Raw genomic sequence first — 19360 nt, 5'->3', positions numbered from 1 at the left:
TCCTTAGAAGCCCATGCTCAGATGTTCGGCGATTGGGCCCAATGCGAGGGTCGGCAAGAACGTCAGGCCGCCCACCAGCAAAATGGTCACGGTCAGCAGCGTCACAAACAGCGGGCCGTGGGTCGGGAAGCTGTTCTGGCCGATCGGTGCGGTTTTCTTCATCGCCAGGCTGCCGGCCAGGGCCAGTACCGGCAGGATGTAACCGAAGCGACCGATCAACATGCCCAGACCGAGCATCAGGTTGTGGAACGGTGTGTTGGCGCTCAAGCCACCAAACGCCGAACCATTGTTCGCGCTGGCCGAGGTATAGGCGTACAGCAACTGGCTGAAACCGTGCGGGCCGGGGTTGCTGATGGTCGCAGCGGGGCCAGGCAGAGCAGCGGCGATCGCGCCGAGTACCAGCACGCCCACCGGCATGACCAGCAAGGTCACCACCAGCAATTGCACTTCCCGCGCCTGCAGTTTCTTGCCGAGGTATTCCGGGGTGCGGCCAATCATCAGGCCAGCGAGGAACACTGCAATCAACACGTTGAGCAACATGCCGTAGAGCCCGGCACCGACGCCGCCGAAGATCACTTCGCCGACCATCATGTTGACCAGCGCGACCATGCCGCTGAGCGGGTTGAGGCTGTCGTGCATGCCGTTCACCGAACCGTTCGACGCCGCAGTCGTAGTCACCGACCACAGCACGGTGGCGGTGGTACCGAAGCGTGCTTCCTTGCCTTCCAGCGGCGCGGTCTGTTCGACCGCGACATTGTTCAGCGCCGGGTTAGGCTGATATTCGGCCCACAGCGACGTCGCGCCGCCGATCAGGAACAGTGCGAGCATGCAGGCGATGATCGCGCGGCTCTGACGCTGGTCTTTCACGTAATGACCGAAGGTGAACACCAACGCCACCGGGATCAGGATGATTGAAGCGACTTCGAACAGGTTGCTCCACGCGGTCGGGTTCTCGAACGGATGCGCCGAGTTGACACCGAAGAAGCCACCGCCGTTGGTGCCCAGTTGCTTGATCGCAATCTGGCTGGCGGCCGGGCCAAGCGGGATCACTTGATCGACGCCCTGCATCGTCACCGCGTTCACATATTGCGCGAAAGTCTGCGGTACGCCCTGCCATACCAGGTACAGCGCCAGCAGCAGGCACAGCGGCAGCAGGCCGTAGAGCGTGGCGCGAGTCATGTCGACCCAGAAGTTGCCCAGAGTCTTGGCCGACTTGCGCCCGATGCCACGGCACAACGCAACCAGCACCGCCAGACCGGTGGCAGCGCTGACAAAGTTCTGCACGGTGAGACCGACCATCTGGCTCAGGTAGCTGAGGGTCGCTTCACCGCTGTAGGACTGCCAGTTGGTGTTGGTCATGAAACTGACCGCGGTGTTGAACGCCTGGGTCCATTCCTGGCCTGGCAGGTTTTGCGGGTTCAGCGGCAAGTGATCCTGAAACAACAGAATCGCGAACAGCAGCAGGAAACCCGCGAGGTTGAACGCCAGCAAAGCCAGCGTGTACTTCTGCCAGCTCTGTTCAGCTTGCAGATCCACCCCGGCAATCCGATAGCAACCGCGCTCGACCGGGCCGAGAATCGGTGTCAGCCAGGTGCGCTGACCTTCCATCACCTTGTAGTAAAAGCGCCCGAGGAACGGCGCCGGCAGCAAGACCACCGCAAAAAACGCGAGGATCAGCCAATAGTCATAACTGTGCATAGCCGCTCCTAGTTCCGATCCGCGCGCAACAGCGCAACCAACAGATAAATGAACAGCCCGGCTGCCAACAGCAGGGACACCCCGTCCAGAACGCTCATGGAAGATCTCCGTGTTACGGCGTATTGCCGCGTGTGGAGGCATTGTCGGAAAGGAGGCTGTAAAGGAACGAGACCGAGGGGTGCAGCGAGGCATAAAGAAAGCGTAAAGAGTGGGTTTATGCTGGCGTTACAGCGAGGTTTTGCAGCGTCAGGTCGGGCCTCATCGCGGGCAAGCCCGACTCCCACAGTTTTTTGCGTGGTCCGCAGAGTTTGATTCCAACGCCAAACCTGTGGGGGCTTGCCCGCGAAGACGGCAGCACTAACGACGTCGCACCCAACTGGCGCACGAAAATGTGCCCATCCGGTAATGAACATCTTGGATAACGACAGCTTTCAGCCTATTGCGACCTGATTCACAGGGCTGGCACGCCCACTGCAAACGCCCTCCCCCGAGCTTTCCAAACCGTTCAGGGAGCATGCGCATGAACACACAACTCAAACCCACGCTGGGCACCTTGCACCTGTGGGGCATCGCCGTCGGGCTGGTAATTTCCGGCGAGTACTTCGGCTGGAGTTACGGCTGGGGCGTCGCCGGCACGCTGGGTTTTCTGGTGACCTCGTTCATGGTCGCCACGATGTACACCTGCTTCATCTTCAGCTTCACCGAACTGACCACCGCGATTCCTCATGCGGGCGGGCCGTTCGCCTATAGCCGCCGAGCCTTCGGTGAAAAAGGCGGACTGATTGCCGGACTGGCCACGCTGATCGAATTCGTCTTCGCCCCTCCGGCCATCGCCCTGGCGATTGGCGCTTATCTGAATGTGCAGTTTCCGGCGCTCGACCCGAAACACGCAGCGGTCGGTGCCTACATCGTGTTCATGACCCTGAACATCCTCGGGGTGAAACTGGCGGCAACGTTCGAACTGATCGTCTGCGTGCTGGCGGTGATTGAATTGCTGGTGTTCATGGGTGTGGTCGCACCGGCCTTCAGCTTCAGCAGCTTTGCCCTGAATGGCTGGGCCGGTTCCGATGTGTTCGGTGCGCCGGCGATTGCCGGGATGTTCGCTGCGATTCCGTTTGCGATCTGGTTTTTCCTCGCCATTGAAGGTGCGGCGATGGCTGCCGAAGAAGCCAAGGATCCCAAACGCACGATCCCCAAGGCCTACATCAGCGGGATCCTGACCCTGGTGTTGCTGGCGATGGGCGTGATGTTCTTCGCCGGCGGTGTCGGTGACTGGCGCACCCTGGCGAACATCAATGACCCGCTGCCACAGGCGATGAAAACCGTGGTCGGCGACAATTCCGGCTGGTTGCACATGCTGGTGTGGATCGGCCTGTTCGGTCTGGTGGCGAGTTTCCACGGGATCATCCTCGGCTACTCGCGGCAGTTCTTCGCCCTCGCCCGCGCCGGTTACCTGCCGGCGTCGCTGGCGAAACTCTCGCGTTTCCAGACCCCGCACCGCGCAATCATCGCCGGCGGCATCATCGGCATCGCTGCGATCTACAGCGACGGACTGATCAACCTCGGCGGCATGACCCTCACCGCCGCGATGATCACCATGGCCGTGTTCGGCGCGATCGTGATGTACATCATGAGCATGCTCAGCCTGTTCAAACTGCGCCAATCCGAACCCAATCTCGAGCGGACTTTTCGTGCGCCGTGCTATCCGCTGATTCCGCTGATCGCGCTGGTGCTGGCGGTGGTGTGTCTGATCGCCATGGCTTGGTTCAATGCGCTGATCGGGCTGATTTTCCTCGGCTTCATGGCGGTCGGTTTCGGCTACTTCATGCTTACCGGTCAGTTGCGCGCTGACGCTCCGGCCGATGCCATGCTGACGGGGCGATAACCCATCATGTAGGAGCTGCCGAAGGCTGCGATCTTTTGATCTTGTTTTTGAAAAAGCAAAGTCAAAAGATCGCAGCCTTCGGCAACTCCCACAGGGAATTAAGGTGCGGCTTGGATATCGGGCCTAGAATGGAACCACTGCGAAGTCATTTCGCTCATAAGTGGTATGCAGCGTCGCTGGCGAACCCTCGCCCGCCAAGCTGCCATTAAGGAGAGCCGTTATGCCCTGGTATGCCTGGTTGATTCTGGTCGTTGCAATCGGCTCGATCGTTGGCGGATTGATGATGTTACGCGACACCGCCAACAAGGTTGAACTGACCGATGAGGAACGCAAGCGCGTTGCGCAGCGCAACGCCGAAGCGGACATCAAGGACGCGCAGGATCGCTGAACGAAAAACCCCGCCGGATCAGGCGGGGTTGGTTTTTTGTGGAGCGTATCCCTTAAGGATCATGTTGGACTCAGCCGCACGCTTTTAAGAAGTAGAAGTACAGTCACCATTTCATTTACCTTGGTTAAGATGGTGGTCTTGTTGCGGAGAGTTCCACATGCGTTACTCGCAAGATCATAAAGCTCAAACCCATCAGCGGATCATCAAGGAAGCCTCGGCGCGATTTCGCAAAGACGGCATCGGTGCTACCGGCCTGCAACCTTTGATGAAAGCACTGGGGCTGACCCACGGCGGCTTTTATTCGCACTTCAAATCCAAGGACGAACTGGTCGAAAAAGCCTTGCAGGAGGCGAGCGCTCAAGTCGATGGACTGTGCGCCGAGATCTTTGCTCAGGAACAGCCGCTGCAGGCATTTATCGATACTTATCTTTCCGAATGGCATCAGACCTCCCCGCACGAAGGCTGCCCACTGCTGACCATTTCTTCAGAGCTGGGTCTGCGCGGCCAGCCAAGCCCGACCAGTGATGCGGTACTCAATGCCCGACTGAGTCAAATCGAAGGCACCCTTGAGGGCAACAACAGCGCCGACCGGGCCATCGTCATCATGTCGACGCTGGTCGGCGCGCTCTTGCTGTCACGCAGTGTCGCTGACGCCGAGCTTGCCCAGCGCATCCTCGACGTCACGCGCGACCACCTCAAGCAATCGCAGGACTAAGCCTGCCAACGCTTGAACAGCACACTGGCGTTTACCCCGCCGAAACCGAAACCGTTGGACAGCGCATACTCGATCGGCATCGGCCGTGCCTGACCATGAACGATGTCTACACCCGCACTCGCCGGATCGGGATTTTCGAAGTTGAGCGTCGGCGGGACGACCTGATCGCGGATGGCCAACAGGGTGAAGATCGCTTCCAGTCCGCCGGCAGCGCCGAGCAAATGCCCGGTGGCGGATTTGGTTGAAGTCACGGCGATTTTATTCTCCGTACCGAACAGCGCCTTGATCGCTGCCAACTCACCAAGATCGCCCACCGGCGTTGAGGTCGCATGCGCATTGAGATGTTGCACCTGCTCTGGCGCGATACCCGCCTGAGCCAACGCCAACTGCATCGCCCGTCGCGCACCGCTGCCATCTTCCGGCCCGGCGGTGAGGTGATAGGCGTCGGCAGTGGTGCCATAACCGACCAGCTCAGCCAACGGCTGCGCACCGCGTGCCAGCGCATGCTCCAGCGATTCGATCACCAGCAGCCCGGCCCCCTCGCCCATCACGAAACCATCGCGACCGCTATCAAACGGTCGTGAGGCTCGTTCGGGGGTGTCGTTGTAACCACTGGACAGCGCCCGCGCCGCGGCAAAACCGGCCAGACTGACCCGATCAATACAGGCTTCCGCTCCGCCACAAACCGCGATGTCCGCTTCACCGGCACGAATCATCCGCGCAGCATCGCCAATCGCCTGCACCCCGGCAGCACAAGCAGTCACCGGTGCGCCGAGCGGGCCTTTCAAAGCGTGCTGGATCGACACATGTCCGGCCGCCAGATTGACCAGAAACGATGGGATGGTGAACGGCGACAGACGACGCGGACCACGACTGTCCGTAGTGCGTACAGCGTCAGCTATTGCACCGAACCCGCCAACACCGGAGCCGATGATCGTCGCGGTACGCTCCTGCTCCTTGGCCTCGGACGGCTGCCATCCTGCTTGTAGCAGGGCCTGGCGTGCCGCTTCCATGGCGAACAGGATGAAGCGATCCATCTTCTTCTGTTCCTTGGGTGGCGTGGCAAGGTCCGGATCGAAACCGGCCTCGACGTCTTCCGCCGCCAGGGGCACCATCCCGGCGACCCGGGTCGGCAAATCTGCGCTCACCGCGTCCGGCAAATTGCGCAAACCCGAGCGCCCGGCGAGCAAGCGCTGCCAGACCCTCTCGACGTCACTGCCCAAAGGCGAAACCAGGCCCATACCGGTGACAACAATTCGACGCTGACTCATACCGCAGTTACCTCTGATCAATTTTTGTAGCGTTGGGCCGCGGAGCTGCGCGACAGGTTCGGTGCCATGACATGCCGCGCGCGGACGAAGGCCTGCCATTCACCCTCATCCGGCAGCGACGGGATAGTAATCAACTCGCCCTGATCCAGACCGGCCAGCGCCGCATCAACCATCTCACCAGCCTCCATCACCATCTCCGCCGGAATACCGCTGGCGTCGATGCCCGAGCGTTCCCAGATTTCAGTGCGGGTAACCCCGGGCAGCACCGCTTGCACTTTCACGCCAGTACCTTCGAGCTCGGCGTTGAGCGATTGAGTCAGGCTCAACACGTAAGCTTTACTCGCGCTGTAGGTGGCATTGAAGCGCTCCGGAAACAGCGCCACCACCGAGGCGATGTTGATGATCGTGCCACGTCCGGCCTTGGCGAAACTGGCGGCGGCTGCCGAGGCCAGCAACGTTACGGCGGTGACGTTCAACTGGATCAGACGCTCCAGTTGCTCGGCATCGGAGTTGGCCAGTAAGCCATCGGCTGCGACCCCGGCGTTGTTCACCAACAGCGTGATGCCTGAATCACTGCGCAGGCGTTGCTGGAGTTTGAGGACATCGTCCTTTTGCGTCAGGTCGGCTTTGAGCACTTCGACCTTTACACCGTGCGCTTCACGCAACTCGCCCGCGGCGCTTTCAAGACGCTGTTGATCGCGTGCCACCAACAGCAAATCAAAACCACGCGCTGCCAGCCGCTGCGCGTAGATGGCACCGATACCGGACGATGCGCCAGTGACGACGGCCGTACCTTGAGACTCGACTGAACTCATGAGAGCGCTCCTGAAACATATTGGGAGATAGGCCTCCAACGCTCACTTGCCTGGAGGTGACTGAAATTATTATAGGCATAATCTCAAGACAATATGATACCCGTAATTTTAAGCTCGCCGACGGACGCGACGGCGCTCTCTCTGTCGCATCTCTGCCACCAGAAAGCAGAAAGGCCGGTCAATGACCGGCCCCTTGGCGTTGAATAATCAGCTTAGTTCACTTCCAGCTTGTCGCGGTTGCGATCGAGGATCGCCTTGCCGATGCCCTTCACTTCCAGCAACTCATCCACCGAGGCGAATGGCCCATTAGCATCACGATACGCAACAATCGCTTTGGCCTTTGTCTCGCCAACTCCGGCCAATTGTTTTTGCAGAGTGGCTGCGTCGGCACCGTTGAGATCGACCTTTTCACTCGACGGCAATGTCACGTTATCGCTCACCATCGTTGCATTATCCGTGTTCGGGACGACGGCAGGTGCCGCGACTACAGCGATTGAAGCACTGGTGAGCAAAGCAAAAACCAGAGAGTAGAAAAAACCGTTACGCATAAATGACGCTCCATCATCGATTGAGAAAGCAGCTTTTCCGAAGCTGCTCTCCAAACTTAGGCGATGGTTGGCAGGTGTCAAAAATGCGTCTATTACAGGATGTGAAACAATCAGGGTTCGAGACGGCGTTGTTGATAGATCCAGTCGACGATTTCGCCGTCCGGGGTGTAGCCGCTGACGGTTTCGCGCAGGAGTTGCCGCACTCGTGAGTAATCATCCTTTTCGACGGCGACGAGTAATTCGTGCAGGCGCGCCTTGAGTACATCCCAGGGAAGGTGATCCTCGTTGGCGGTCATGATCATCGGATGGGGTGTTGCTGCTACGTTGTCGCCGATCAACAGCTCCTCATAGAGCTTTTCACCTGGCCGCAAGCCAGTGAATTCGATGGAAATATCCCCCTGCGGGTTGCGCTCGGAGCGAATGCTCAAGCCCGACAGGTGGATCATTTTTTCTGCCAACTCGACAATTTTGACCGGTTCCCCCATGTCCAGCACGAAGACATCACCGCCCTGCCCCATGGACCCAGCTTGAATCACCAACTGCGCGGCTTCCGGAATCGTCATGAAGTAGCGAGTGATCTTGGGATGGGTAACCGTCAGCGGGCCGCCTGACTTGATCTGGCTGTGAAACAGCGGGATCACCGAACCCGACGATCCCAGCACATTGCCGAAACGGACCATCGTAAAGCGGGTCTTGTTGACACGCGACACGTTCGCCTTATCGCCAAACAACACCGGCGCAACTTCACGACTCAAGGCCTGAAGTGTGAGCTCCGCTAGGCGTTTGGTACTGCCCATGATATTGGTCGGACGAACGGCCTTGTCAGTCGAGATCAGCACGAAATTCGAAACACCCGATTGCAGCGCTGCTTGCGCCGTGTTGAGCGTACCGATCACGTTGTTCAACACACCCTCGGCGATGTTGTGCTCGACCATCGGAACATGCTTGTAGGCCGCCGCGTGGTAGACGGTATCGACCTTCCACGTCTTCATGACCTCCAGCAGTTTGTCCTGATGGCGAATGGAACCGAGAATCGGCAGCAGCCGAACCGGGGTCGATTCCAGACAGCCACGTTGTTCAAGCTCAGAGAGAATGCTGTAAAGATTGAACTCGCTGTGCTCAAAGAGCAGCAGGGTGGTCGGTCCGAGCGCGAAAATTTGTCGACACAGCTCTGCTCCTATGGACCCGCCGGCCCCTGTCACCATCACGATCTTGTTTTTGATACACCGTTCCAGCAGATCCGGTTGCGCGGGGACGGAATCGCGTCCCAGCAAGTCGGCGATGTCCACTTCCTGAATATCCTCGACCTTGACGCGTCCACTGGCAAGATCGGTGAAATTCGGAACACTACGCACATGCAGCGGATAGCCTTCCAGGATATTGAGGATTTCCCGACGCCGGGCCCGAGTGGAAGACGGGAGTGCCAGTAGGATTTCCTGAGCACCGGTTACATCGATCATTTGCTGGATATGCTTGGGCTTGTACACCTGCAGACCGGAAATCGATCGATCCGAAATGCCGGGATCGTCATCGATAAACGCCACCGGACGCATCACTCGGCCCATGCGAAGCGCGGCGACAAGCTGGTTGCCGGCGACACCGGCACCATAGACAGCCACTTTGGTCAGACCGTCGTCACGACTGGTGAATGGAACATATTGCGCGGCCGTGAACCAGTCGCCCATGAAATATTGCCGCAGACACAGACGCAGGCCACCGATGATGACCATGCTCAGCCACCAATAGTTGAAGATGATCGATCGCGGTACTACGGACTCGTGATTGCTGTACCAGAAAACCACCACCGCCAGCAGCAATGAAGACAGGCTGACAGCCTTGACGATTACGATCAGTGCATCGTTGCCAAAATAACGCATGACAGCGCGATACATGCCGAAGCGGATAAAGAATGGAATAGCAATAACCGGCGCGCTAGCAAATAGCCATACATGAGCCTTGATCGGATTGTACATGTCATCAATGCCCAATCGCACGATGAACGATAGCCAAAGAGCAACCCATACCAATACGACATCAGTTAACACCTGCAACAAACGCTTCTGTTTGCGAGGCAAACCGAGCAACACCGTCCGCACTTTATCCATTCCCAAATCAGAGCACGCGGCTCCCTCCTTCAGCAGTCGAGGTTGTGCATTGTACCCCCAATGCTTTAGCCATCAGCGGATTACTTGATCCGAAAGCCGCCGACCGGTAGCGGATCGATGAGGGTTTGCCGATACAGAACGAGCAATTTGTAGGGACTATGGCTACAATCCGTCTACCGAAAATGTAAAAGACTCTTGTATCTACGGGTAATGATAAGCCCCAAAGTGCCGATGGACTCTATCGACGCACGACATAGATCAGACAAGCAGGGAAATGGAACTTATCCCGCTTCGCCAAGACATCTGATCCAGCAACATCATTTCCAATTTTCAGTGTTTAACGAGAAAACATGCCCGAGAATCTTGTAGCTCATACATCTGCCGTCGATGCCGAACGCCGCAGTCGTATAAAAAACCAGAAACCTGTCGTCATTTGGCTGACAGGGCTCAGCGGCGCAGGTAAATCATCAATTGCCAATGCTTTGGAGCTGGCGCTTTGCAATGAAGGTCGCCATACCTATTTGCTTGATGGCGACAACGTCCGGATGGGGCTTTGTCATGACCTGGGATTCAGCGACAAGGATCGTATTGAAAACATACGACGCATCTCGGAAGTTGCCAAACTGTTCATCGATGCAGGACTTATTGTTATCACTGCATTCATTTCGCCTTTCGTGCGTGATCGCGCCCTTGCTCGAGACGTTATCGGCGTAGAAAACTTCATTGAAGTCTACGTCGATACCCCTCTCTCCGAATGCGAGCGCCGGGATCCCAAGGGGCTTTACAAAAAGGCCCGCCAGGGTCTGATAAAAAACTTCACCGGCATCGACTCCACCTATGAGCCGCCGGAGAATCCCCAGATCAGGATCTGCACGCTGGAAGATGATCTGCAAACCGCCGCCCAGCGCATCATCGACTTCATCAACAAGCAAGCACGGACATGAAAACTCTAGTCATCATCGGGGCAGGCTTCAGTGGAACTGTCGCTGCCATCGAGTTTTTACGCTCGGCTCCCGAAGACACCCGGCTGATCATCATCAACCGGTCCGGGGCCGTGGCACGCGGCCTGGCCTACGGCACCAGCAGCTCGAAACACCTGTTGAATGTTCCGGCGGGCAACATGAGTGCCTTGGTCGACGATCCTGACTCCTTTCTGCGCTACTGCCAAAGCTGTTCTCCTGGCACATCTTCAAGTTCTTTTGTTTCCAGAAAGCAGTACGGCGATTACCTTGCATCACTTCTGGAAAACGCCGAGGAAGATGCCAAGGGCCGTATCGACGTCAAACGTATCACTGCCGAAGTCAAGACGCTCAAGTCACAGGAACGCGGATCGGTCATCGAACTGACGTCCGGTGAGACCCTCCTCGCCGACCAAGTCATTTTAGCGTTTGGCCACTTCCCGCCCCGCACGCCGGCCGCACTCGAGAGCATGCTCGACTCCCCGCGCTACATTGCCAATCCCTGGAGCGCTTCGATTACGGCAACCCAAGATAAAGATACCTCTGTGCTGCTGCTCGGGAGCGGTCTGACCGCACTTGATGTCATTTCCAGCCTTGAAAAGGTTTCCGATAAAAGTCGGATCTACATGCTGTCTCGACGCGGGCTTCTGCCCCTCGCACACCGGGTGAGCAAGGGCGGGCAACATACACCTGTTAGCGGTCAGGACGACCTGTTGAACGCTCCAGCTACAGTCCTGTGCTATTTGCGTACACTCAAGGCTCAAGTCAAAGCCGGGCAAGCAGCCGGTCTCGACTGGCGTGACGTCGTCGCCTCGATACGACCGATCACCTCCCGACTGTGGGCTCGCCTGCCATACCAGGAGCGCAGACGTTTTCTGCGCCACCTGCAACCGTACTGGGACGTTCACCGCCACCGTGTAGCGCCAGACACCTATGAACTGTTTGAAAAGGCACTGCGCCTCAAACACATCATTCCGATAGCCGGTCGGATACGCGCGATTGAAACCGTGGGCGAGAAAATGCTCATCACCTTCCAGCCTCGCGGTCACGACACTCCGGAAAAACTGGAAGTTGACCGCATCATCAACTGCACTGGCCCCAACTCCAATCCGCACTTGATCGACGAACCACTGATTCGGCAACTGATCCTTGATAATCTTGTTTCCATCGATGATCTGGGACTTGGAGTACGCGTCGATAGCGACCTGGCCGTTCTGAACGAAAGCGGAAAATCTTCCGATTGGCTGAGTTACGTGGGTCCCATGCTCAAAGCCAACTTCTGGGAAGCCACGGCAGTACCTGAACTGCGGCTGTACGCCTCGACTCTCGCCAGAAAAATATCCGCGAAGTTCAGCACTACCTGACAGCACAAAAAGGCCAGGGCGGCGCAATGTGCCCGCCCGGCCTGTGAGCTCCGGTTACGCCGGCCAAGTGCAAGAACCCGGCGCCCCTCGCGCCCAATGTGAGCTAAAAGAATTACATCAGGATCAAGCCCGATAATGAAGCCTGTACTTGTACTCGGCGACTCTCACGCTTTGGTTTTCAGTTCAGAGCAAATGAAGACCCTGTTTCCTGAGCACACTTTTGAAGTGACGTCCGTGGGCGGAGCCACAGTCTCGGGATTAAAAAATCCGAATGCCGTCACCCAGGCCATGCCTCAATACATCGCAGCCATGCAAACCACTTCGGCAACGACTGCCATCGTAATGCTAGGAGAGGTCGATACAGGTTTTGTCATCTGGTATCGGGCACAAAAGTACGGAAGCTCCGTGGACGAGATGCTTGAACAGGCCTTAGGCAACTATCAGAAGCTTCTGAGGGATATTGCAAAAAGATTCCAGGTGATCTGCGTCAGCACTCCGCTTCCAACCATTCGCGACGATATGCAATGGGGAGAAGTTGCCAACATGAGAAAAGAAGTTAAAACGTCCCTCTTCGACAGGACGCGATTGACCATAAAGTTCAATGCACTCATGGAGTCCTTTTGCAGGCAAGAGGGCATAAGCCATCTGAATCTGGACAAACTCTCCACTGACGATAAAGGCCAGCTAAAAGAAAGCCTGCGCAATCCTGACCCCAATGATCATCACTATGAACCATCAGCCCACGCACTGATGATCGCGCCACTGTTGAGGCCAATTCTTGAGCAAGACTTCAGAGCTCAACGTCGACGCAACGCTCAACCCGCTGAGACCGGTGCTCGCCTCCCCGAAAAAAGCTCCAACGCCATCAAATTCTGGCGATGGTTGCTGGGTCAGAAGTAAAAAAAGCCCCGTTGATCACTCAACGAGGCTTTTCAATGGCAAATTGCAACCGTCAGACCAGCCTATACCTATTACGGATTACTGGTGGGCTCGTTCTCTTCCAGCCACGCCGCAAATCGTTCAAGCCCCTCGTCGAAGCTGACGTCAGGTGTCCATCCCAATGCCTGCCGCGCACGTTCAATGCAAAGTATGCTGACAGGCACGTCAAACCCTCGGGCAGGCCGGTATTCACGAATAGCCTTACGTCCGGTGATCCGCTCAATCGCGTCAAGCACATCATTCAGACTGTGACCTTTGCCCGAGCCAATATTGAATACATGCTCCTCCCTCGAAGGCTCGAGCGAGATCAACAACGCCTGCACGACATCAGCGACGTGAATGTAGTCACGCACCACCGAACCGTCACCCCAGATCTCGACAGGTTCCTCGCGCAGCACTTTACCCAGGAACACCGCCACAGCGCCTTGACTGGCATGCGTGCGCTGACCTTCTCCGAAGGGATTTGCCAATCGCAAAACGGTGTAATCGAGGCCATGCAGACGATGGAACAGCCCGAGGTACTTCTCGATTGCCAGTTTAGCAATCCCATAGGAGCAAGCAGGGTCAGTAGGGTGCGTTTCAGGAATGGGCAACTCAACCGGGTCGCCGTAGACAGTGCCTCCCGAAGACACAAAAATCACCTTCTTTATCCCCGCCTCAACGGCCAGAGCCAACAGACGGATGGTGCCCACCAGATTGCTTTCGATGTCGAAAACCGGATCGGCGTTCGAAGACTTGGGCAAGGTCGTAGACACCAAGTGATAGCAGAAGTCGCAACCTTGCAGAGCCTCACTGATATCGGCCTCGCTGGTGAAGTCGCCCTCGTACAGCTCGAAATCCGGATTCGCTGCATGAGAGGCACCAAGCGCCACGACGTTTGGCCGATCAAAACAACGCACGGCATGCCCCTGATCGAGTAACGCATCGATAAGTGGAGTACCGATGAAGCCTCGCCCACCTAATACCAGCGTTCGTATTGATTTGACGCTTGAGGTGTTCTCGGATTTTTTCAACGTTAGCCTCCAATGCTTCAACAATTTGTTACGCGGCATTGGTGTGCAGTGAGCGGATCACTGTACTAGCCAGCATTCACAAAGTGTTGCAAATAGAAAATGTATCAGTCACAGGTGAAGCAGTACAAAAGGAGTCGATGAAATACACTCGAAAGAGCATTGGCTCGATGTTCCTCGAATCACCACTTCAGCACCTGGCGTGCCCAACATCATCACCCGCCGCCAGAAAACTGACAGCGGGATTCGGTCTAGGCGTTTATTCAGCCTGACGCTGGCGACTGGCCTTGATATCTCGCTCAAACAAGCGAACGTACTGCGCGGCTACCGCGTCGATTTGGTAACGCTTGGATAGCTCCTTCACCCGTCCCAAGGCCTGGCGATACTGTTCTTGATCGGCTGCGAAACCGGCAATCACTTTCGCAGCCTGTTCAACCGGAACCTCCCAGTCATCGAGAACGACGACCTCACCCGCGATCTGCTCGTTGATCGTCAACATGTTTCTAATGTCGCCGACGTCGGAAGCGATATACGGTTTTCCACCAAATAGGCAGTCCACGATGGTCAGTGGGAAGCTCTCGGATTTGAACTTCGTCAACATGATGCCCATGTCAGCAGCGGCATAGTGCCCGACCGAGTTGTCACTAAAACCCGCCAGATAGACAAAGTCAGGCACCCCTGTCCGGCAGTATTCGTCGTAGACCGGCCCATTGCCGACGAGCAGCAAGCGGATGTCACGGCCCGACAGCTGACGCGCCAGCTCCACGGCCTCGATCGTTTCTTCCCAGCCTTTATCAGGAATTGCCCGGCTTACACAGCAAAGTACAAAGGCATCCTGTGGGATACCCAGTTGCTCGCGATCGATAGCCACGACATTCTTGGGCTCCAGTCCGTTGGGGAGCTTGACGAAGCGCTCTGAAGTCTCGTCGTACAACGAGAAGTTCGCGAAAGGAACAATGTTCTTGTCAGCGGTATAAACCCAGGTCGTTACACCACCATCCGCAGCCCGTAGTTGCTCTTCCGTTACCGCAAAGGCGTCACCGTGCTCGATCATGCCGTGCAGGGATGCAACGTGGGCCCCCAACTCCGAGAACACATCCGGCAGTTGCAACGGGTACTTCTGAATGTGCCACTGATGCGTGTTCATCGCCTCCACGCCGAAGTCGTGAATTACAGACTTCACCTCATCCAGATCAGAAGTTTCTACCAACGGAACGTCCGGGCGAAGCATACGGCGAACACCGTCTTCACGTGCAGTCAGACCGGCACTCAACAGAAAAACCGAATAACCCTGGCGCTTGAACTCGTTGGCCAGACGAATTGGCAGAATCTCTGCACCGCCCGGATAGAAACCGATTGTCGACACCATGATGTTTGGCGTGCGATTGGCGCGCGCCTCCAGAATGGACTCACGGCCGTACCACGCATGGAACTCCTCCAGCGAATTGCCGACGTTATGGTCGTAAAGTCGCTGGCAGCTTTCTTCGCACAATTCGAGCACTGTTTGTGGCACGTCATACAGCGCTTGAACCGTGCGGCTCGCCATTCCCAGTTCGCGATAGAAAACCTCTCGCTTGTACGTGGTTTGCGCAGTACTGCCCACATAACGTCGGAAGAAGTTAGTGCCCTCGATCGAGTAGGCGACTTTGCCACCACGGATGAGATGAAGGTAGAAGACCCAGTCTCCCGCCACGCGCATGGAAAGCCACGATTCATCTTCGAGCAGTGGCATATCGACCGGGCGCTTGAAGATCACGCCGCTGGCGTTTGGAATCGTATTTTTGATCCCGAGCGCCGCTCGCACTTCGTTGTGAGCCGTTTCAACGTAGGAAGCTCGCCATTTCTCGGCGCACTCCAGATCGCTTACATACTGATGGAATTCATCGTCCATGACGACTTCATCGCTGGTGACGAATTCACAACGTGCATAGGCCAGCATGACCGCTTCGTCTTCAAAGCAGCGAACCAGGGCCTGAAGGAAATTCTCGTCGCAATAGTCATCACTTTCAGCAACCCATACAAGATCGCCGGTTGCGGCCTTGATGCCTTTGGCCCACTGCCGGAATACGCCACCGGAATTGGTTTCATTGAACAGTTTGATCGTAACGTCAGGGAACTTCTCCGCATACTCGCTCAATACCACTCGACTGTCATCGGACGAGCAGTCATCCATCAGAATGACCTCGATATTCTGGTAAGTCTGCGCGTAGATGCTATCAAGACGGCGACTCAGGAAACGTGCATGATTGAAGTTTGGCACGATGACCGAAACTTTAGGCATCAACCTGTTCGATTCAATACCGAGCAATGCACAGCTTGTTTCATTAACGCGAGCGAAGCCGGAAACTCTGTCCGGCTCGAGAAACAGACCCTGGCTCCAGTCGTTCCAGGCATTCAAAAAGACAATCTGACGATCTTCAGCGTGCATGCGCTGGGTACTGGAAATGGCAGCATCTAGCCAGCGGCGGTATTCGCCAGCAGAAAAACGCGTGTACACCAGCGGCGAATCAGCATTAACCGCCGCCTCATCCCTGGCCAGAGTGATCCCGTTGTATACCGGGAACGAGCTCCGCTGTGCAGCGTCCGTTCGCATGATCCCGTTTGCCACGACCACCGAGTAAGGAACAGCCAAGACCCCGTTCTGCTGCCGAGGCTTGAATGCAGCCGTTTCACCGGGAACCGGTTCCACAGGAAGATCCAACAAGCCGTCGCAATGCTCCAGAAGCTTCTTGCTTTGTGCAGCGTCATCAATATTTGCTGACCGGACGATCAGGTAAGCATCGATATCAAGTTTGGAAAGTTGAGTCCCAAGCAGGCTGAGCGCTGCAACTTTGTCGTCTGCCAGACACTCCACCACGATGACCGGGCGCCCATCAATTCGCAGATAACGTTGATCCGCAACGGCTTCAGCCAACCGCGCCGGCAGACTGTTGATTCGCTCGGAAACCATGACGCAGAAATTGAACTCGATCTCTTTATGATCAAGGAAAACATCCACTGGCTGTTGCACATTACCGAGTGTCTCGCTGCCTTCCCACGTGAAGCAGAAACCGTAGAAACCATGAGTCCTGGCCAATTCAACTTGCTTACTCAGGACACCGGCGTCGGCCGGGTCGTAAAAACCAAGGTAATCATCCGGAACCAACTGGACTCCCCCCTTGGAAGAAGAGCGTGCATTGCGCAGCTTGTCCCACTCTGGAGAAACATATAGAGCGAGTAGCTTGATAAGGCTGTCGACAGCGCCGTATCTGACATTTTCCTGATATCGGAGAACCGAACCGGGCACCGCGATCCGCTGCTCGGAAGCACCGGCAACGACGTAGTGCCAGAATGGGTTGATATCGGCCTCTCTAATATCCTTATAGGTCTCAAGATACGAAAGAGTATCGAAATCATCGCATGGATTTTTCCCTTCTCTCCATCCGCGCTCACAATAATGGCGAAGAGGATCCACACCTGCTTGAGACAGCTCCGGATACATCGCGAAGTAATAACCGGCATCGAACATGCCCGATTTTTCAATGGCCTCAACTTGAGTATCAACAATTGACTTCGGCACCGGAGCGGTGACTTGAGGGCTGGACGCAACCTCAGTTCCAGACTTGCCTTTTACCCGAACACGGGAATGCGAGGCAATTGATCGGCCTTCTGTTTGACCACTTCTGAGGTAGTGAACCAGCGGGTTAACACGTGCTGCAGCCACATCTGGATTATCTAGCAGGTACTTGGAAGTATTGAACAACTCGGACGGGTTACGGCCCTCTTTCCATCCGTGAAGCATGTAATGCTTGAGTGGATCAACCCCAAGGTTACCGACGTCGGTGTTATTGGCCAGATAATAATCCGGGTCAAACAACACACTTTCGCGAATCTGGGCGACTATCGCTTTGTTGTTGAAATCGCGACGATTTTTCAACAACTCAACAGCTTTGCTCAAGGATAGAACGCTCAACACCCGTTTCGTCCGACGAGCAAGCCCACCGAGGCCGCGCAGTGGTGCAGTCACGCGCCACGAGCGAGACTTCAAAAGTCGGTTGAGTTCCTGACGCACCGAGTCAACATCCACGTCCTTTTGCTGACTGATACGCGACACTTCGTTTTGAAGGCGGCCGATCTCACCTTCACTCGCAATAATCGCGTGTTTAAGGTTATTGATCTGGGCATCGCGCTCGCCCACCAGATTGTTCAAATGGGTAATTTGCCCGTCACGCTCAAGCAATGCATGGTTAAGCGTTTTGACAGTCTGGGAGTAACTGTTGATTTTTCCCTCACGGTCATTATCAATATGTGTAAACCCGCGCAATTGAGCTTCAAACTCGACAATCGAATAACGCAGATTAGTAATCTGCGTATCACGCTCAGTAATCGCCTTCGTCATACCAATAATCTGGCTATCACGCTCAACCAGTGCATGGCTGAGCTCCATGATTTTCTCATCGTATTCGATGACACGGGCGCTATTGAGACTTTGCGTGGAAAGCTCGGTCTCCAACTCGTCAATACGATGCTTGAGCTTGGCAATCTCGGTCTCGCGATCTACAACGAGAAGGCCAAGATTACTGATCTGCTCTCCGCCTTTATTGACTGCGGCATTCAGAGACTCGACTTTCGCTTCAAGCGCCCCCTCCGCCTGTCGGAGAGCAGCCACCTGGGCCGTACGCTCACCTAGACGCTTGTGCCGCCCACGAATCAGCATCACTGCCCGCAAGGCAAGCTGCAGTTGTTCTTCTGAAAAAGTCTCTTTTGATTGCGGCAACTCATTGCCGTAGCCAAACGACGAAAAGTCCTCGGCATACAGGGTCCGGATAAGGCTGACGCTACGCTCTGTGAAAAACTCCGGAAGATAAGGGATCAGGCTCTCGTTTGCCCGACGATCGGCAAAAGGATCAGGCAAGAACTGGCCCAAATGCTGGGACAATGCTTCGCTGAGGGGCTGAGACTCCTCGATTTTGACCAGTTGGGTGTAATTGATCAGGTCGGGGCGCAGCAACATTCCCTGAGGCGTCCAATGCTGATCCCAATACGTTGGCGCTTCCTGGCTGGCAAGATGTTCAAGAAAGCCCTCGAACGCCAAGGCAATGTCTTCCGCGTTTTTCAGTGGCCGATGATAGAAGTCCCGCTGAAGATAAGGGCCGACTTGCTGCGGTTCCTGCAGCATCAATTTTGACTGCCATGCCGAAAAAATACGCTTGAAAGGGTTTCTTACGACAGCAAAGCGGAAGTAGTCATCCGAAGTCAGGGCCTCCTGCAAATCATCAGGTAGGAGACCAGTGACGTGCGGTGCGACACGATGCATTTCATGGACGATCTGATCCGGGTTGCTTTCAGCACTATCAGTGATTTCGCTTAGCGCCTTCGAGCATCCCTCTAGAGAGGCAAACCACCACTTAAGTGAAGTGCACGCTACTTTGGGAGTGCTTACATAAAAAAGCTTGTAGCGCTCTGAACGATAGCCACTCCAGCGGAGATAGTTGAATACCTTTTCTGCGTCGCCTGGTGACCAATCACTGATATTTAGCATGTACGTCATAAACCCTATGAATGTGCTGTTGTGCAGCACCAAACTTCCAAGCTGATTAATCGATTCACAAGCCAACAACACCACCGCTGACTTGTCTGATCTCGTATCGAGCTGCCTGCGCACCGAATAGACAGGCAATTAC

The 19360-nt window shown here is 55.9% G+C and carries 14 protein-coding genes; 6 read left to right on the top strand and 8 right to left on the bottom strand.

Going from position 1 to position 19360, the window contains the following annotated elements:
* Positions 1–3: 3 nt before the first annotated feature.
* Both kdpA and kdpF read right to left on the bottom strand, forming a co-directional pair.
* Positions 4–1698 (bottom strand): potassium-transporting ATPase subunit KdpA, encoded by a 1695-nt coding sequence (gene kdpA, locus ACTJKS_RS01685; RefSeq protein ID WP_108183419.1) that lies wholly within the window; start codon positions 1696–1698, stop codon positions 4–6.
* A gap of 8 nt (positions 1699–1706) precedes the next feature.
* A complete protein-coding gene (gene kdpF / locus ACTJKS_RS01680; RefSeq protein WP_007963673.1) occupies positions 1707–1796 on the bottom strand; it encodes a K(+)-transporting ATPase subunit F in 90 nt (29 codons plus the stop codon).
* Positions 1797–2218: 422 nt separating this feature from the next.
* On the opposite strand from kdpF, the gene eat reads away from it, so the two are divergent.
* The 3 genes from eat (at position 2219) to ACTJKS_RS01665 (ending at position 4686) form a co-directional block, all read left to right on the top strand.
* Positions 2219–3583 carry an ethanolamine permease gene (gene eat, locus ACTJKS_RS01675; protein ID WP_108183420.1) on the top strand — a complete coding sequence of 455 codons (1365 nt, stop codon included), beginning with the start codon at positions 2219–2221 and terminating at the stop codon, positions 3581–3583.
* 220 nt (positions 3584–3803) lie between these two features.
* Complete coding sequence (locus ACTJKS_RS01670; RefSeq protein WP_003226857.1) at positions 3804–3971, top strand: DUF2897 family protein; 168 nt, start codon at positions 3804–3806, stop codon at positions 3969–3971.
* 157 nt (positions 3972–4128) lie between these two features.
* Entirely contained in the window at positions 4129–4686 is a 558-nt protein-coding gene (locus tag ACTJKS_RS01665; RefSeq protein WP_108183421.1) for a TetR/AcrR family transcriptional regulator, read from the top strand.
* Here the strand turns inward: ACTJKS_RS01665 and fabF are convergent.
* From fabF to ACTJKS_RS01645, 4 genes are all read right to left on the bottom strand, one after another.
* Entirely contained in the window at positions 4683–5957 is a 1275-nt protein-coding gene (gene fabF / locus ACTJKS_RS01660; RefSeq protein WP_108183422.1) for a beta-ketoacyl-ACP synthase II, read from the bottom strand. The genes ACTJKS_RS01665 and fabF overlap by 4 nt on opposite strands.
* 17 nt (positions 5958–5974) lie before the next feature.
* Positions 5975–6772, bottom strand: coding sequence for an SDR family NAD(P)-dependent oxidoreductase (locus ACTJKS_RS01655; RefSeq protein ID WP_108183423.1), 798 nt, complete (start codon positions 6770–6772; stop codon positions 5975–5977).
* 212 nt (positions 6773–6984) lie between these two features.
* Positions 6985–7320 (bottom strand): ComEA family DNA-binding protein, encoded by a 336-nt coding sequence (locus ACTJKS_RS01650; RefSeq protein WP_041069434.1) that lies wholly within the window; start codon positions 7318–7320, stop codon positions 6985–6987.
* 110 nt (positions 7321–7430) lie between these two features.
* Positions 7431–9425: a polysaccharide biosynthesis protein gene (locus ACTJKS_RS01645; protein ID WP_108183424.1), complete on the bottom strand. Its 1995-nt coding sequence runs from the start codon at positions 9423–9425 to the stop codon at positions 7431–7433.
* A gap of 350 nt (positions 9426–9775) precedes the next feature.
* Here ACTJKS_RS01645 and cysC point away from each other — a divergent pair, with 350 nt between their 5' ends.
* The 3 genes from cysC (at position 9776) to ACTJKS_RS01630 (ending at position 12648) form a co-directional block, all read left to right on the top strand.
* Positions 9776–10369: an adenylyl-sulfate kinase gene (gene cysC, locus ACTJKS_RS01640; protein ID WP_108183425.1), complete on the top strand. Its 594-nt coding sequence runs from the start codon at positions 9776–9778 to the stop codon at positions 10367–10369.
* Positions 10366–11748 carry an FAD/NAD(P)-binding protein gene (locus ACTJKS_RS01635; RefSeq protein ID WP_108183426.1) on the top strand — a complete coding sequence of 461 codons (1383 nt, stop codon included), beginning with the start codon at positions 10366–10368 and terminating at the stop codon, positions 11746–11748. Before cysC ends, ACTJKS_RS01635 begins: the two co-directional genes overlap by 4 nt.
* A gap of 135 nt (positions 11749–11883) precedes the next feature.
* Positions 11884–12648, top strand: a complete 765-nt coding sequence (locus ACTJKS_RS01630) for an SGNH/GDSL hydrolase family protein (RefSeq protein WP_198759136.1) — start codon at positions 11884–11886, stop codon at positions 12646–12648.
* Positions 12649–12719: 71 nt separating this feature from the next.
* Here the strand turns inward: ACTJKS_RS01630 and ACTJKS_RS01625 are convergent, their stop codons facing one another.
* Together ACTJKS_RS01625 and ACTJKS_RS01620 are read right to left on the bottom strand one after the other, a co-directional pair.
* The gene (locus ACTJKS_RS01625) at positions 12720–13700 is read right to left on the bottom strand and encodes an NAD-dependent epimerase/dehydratase family protein (protein ID WP_232966874.1); all 981 of its coding nucleotides are present in this window, start codon (positions 13698–13700) and stop codon (positions 12720–12722) included.
* A 256-nt stretch (positions 13701–13956) separates the two neighbouring features.
* Positions 13957–19356, bottom strand: coding sequence for a glycoside hydrolase family 99-like domain-containing protein (locus ACTJKS_RS01620; RefSeq protein ID WP_108183428.1), 5400 nt, complete (start codon positions 19354–19356; stop codon positions 13957–13959).
* Positions 19357–19360: the final 4 nt, after the last annotated feature.

This window comes from Pseudomonas sp. 22189 (genome assembly GCF_052045635.1).
GTDB lineage: Bacteria > Pseudomonadota > Gammaproteobacteria > Pseudomonadales > Pseudomonadaceae > Aquipseudomonas > Aquipseudomonas parakoreensis.
Note: the sequence above shows the minus strand (reverse complement) of the source record. Positions and strands in the feature narration are given on the sequence as shown.

Coding starts and splice junctions, on each gene's coding strand:
- kdpA (WP_108183419.1), bottom strand. CDS start 1,698: ATGCACAGTTATGACTATTGGCTGATCCTCGCGTTTTTTGCGGTGGTC.
- kdpF (WP_007963673.1), bottom strand. CDS start 1,796: ATGAGCGTTCTGGACGGGGTGTCCCTGCTGTTGGCAGCCGGGCTGTTC.
- eat (WP_108183420.1), top strand. CDS start 2,219: ATGAACACACAACTCAAACCCACGCTGGGCACCTTGCACCTGTGGGGC.
- ACTJKS_RS01670 (WP_003226857.1), top strand. CDS start 3,804: ATGCCCTGGTATGCCTGGTTGATTCTGGTCGTTGCAATCGGCTCGATC.
- ACTJKS_RS01665 (WP_108183421.1), top strand. CDS start 4,129: ATGCGTTACTCGCAAGATCATAAAGCTCAAACCCATCAGCGGATCATC.
- fabF (WP_108183422.1), bottom strand. CDS start 5,957: ATGAGTCAGCGTCGAATTGTTGTCACCGGTATGGGCCTGGTTTCGCCT.
- ACTJKS_RS01655 (WP_108183423.1), bottom strand. CDS start 6,772: ATGAGTTCAGTCGAGTCTCAAGGTACGGCCGTCGTCACTGGCGCATCG.
- ACTJKS_RS01650 (WP_041069434.1), bottom strand. CDS start 7,320: ATGCGTAACGGTTTTTTCTACTCTCTGGTTTTTGCTTTGCTCACCAGT.
- ACTJKS_RS01645 (WP_108183424.1), bottom strand. CDS start 9,425: ATGGATAAAGTGCGGACGGTGTTGCTCGGTTTGCCTCGCAAACAGAAG.
- cysC (WP_108183425.1), top strand. CDS start 9,776: ATGCCCGAGAATCTTGTAGCTCATACATCTGCCGTCGATGCCGAACGC.
- ACTJKS_RS01635 (WP_108183426.1), top strand. CDS start 10,366: ATGAAAACTCTAGTCATCATCGGGGCAGGCTTCAGTGGAACTGTCGCT.
- ACTJKS_RS01630 (WP_198759136.1), top strand. CDS start 11,884: ATGAAGCCTGTACTTGTACTCGGCGACTCTCACGCTTTGGTTTTCAGT.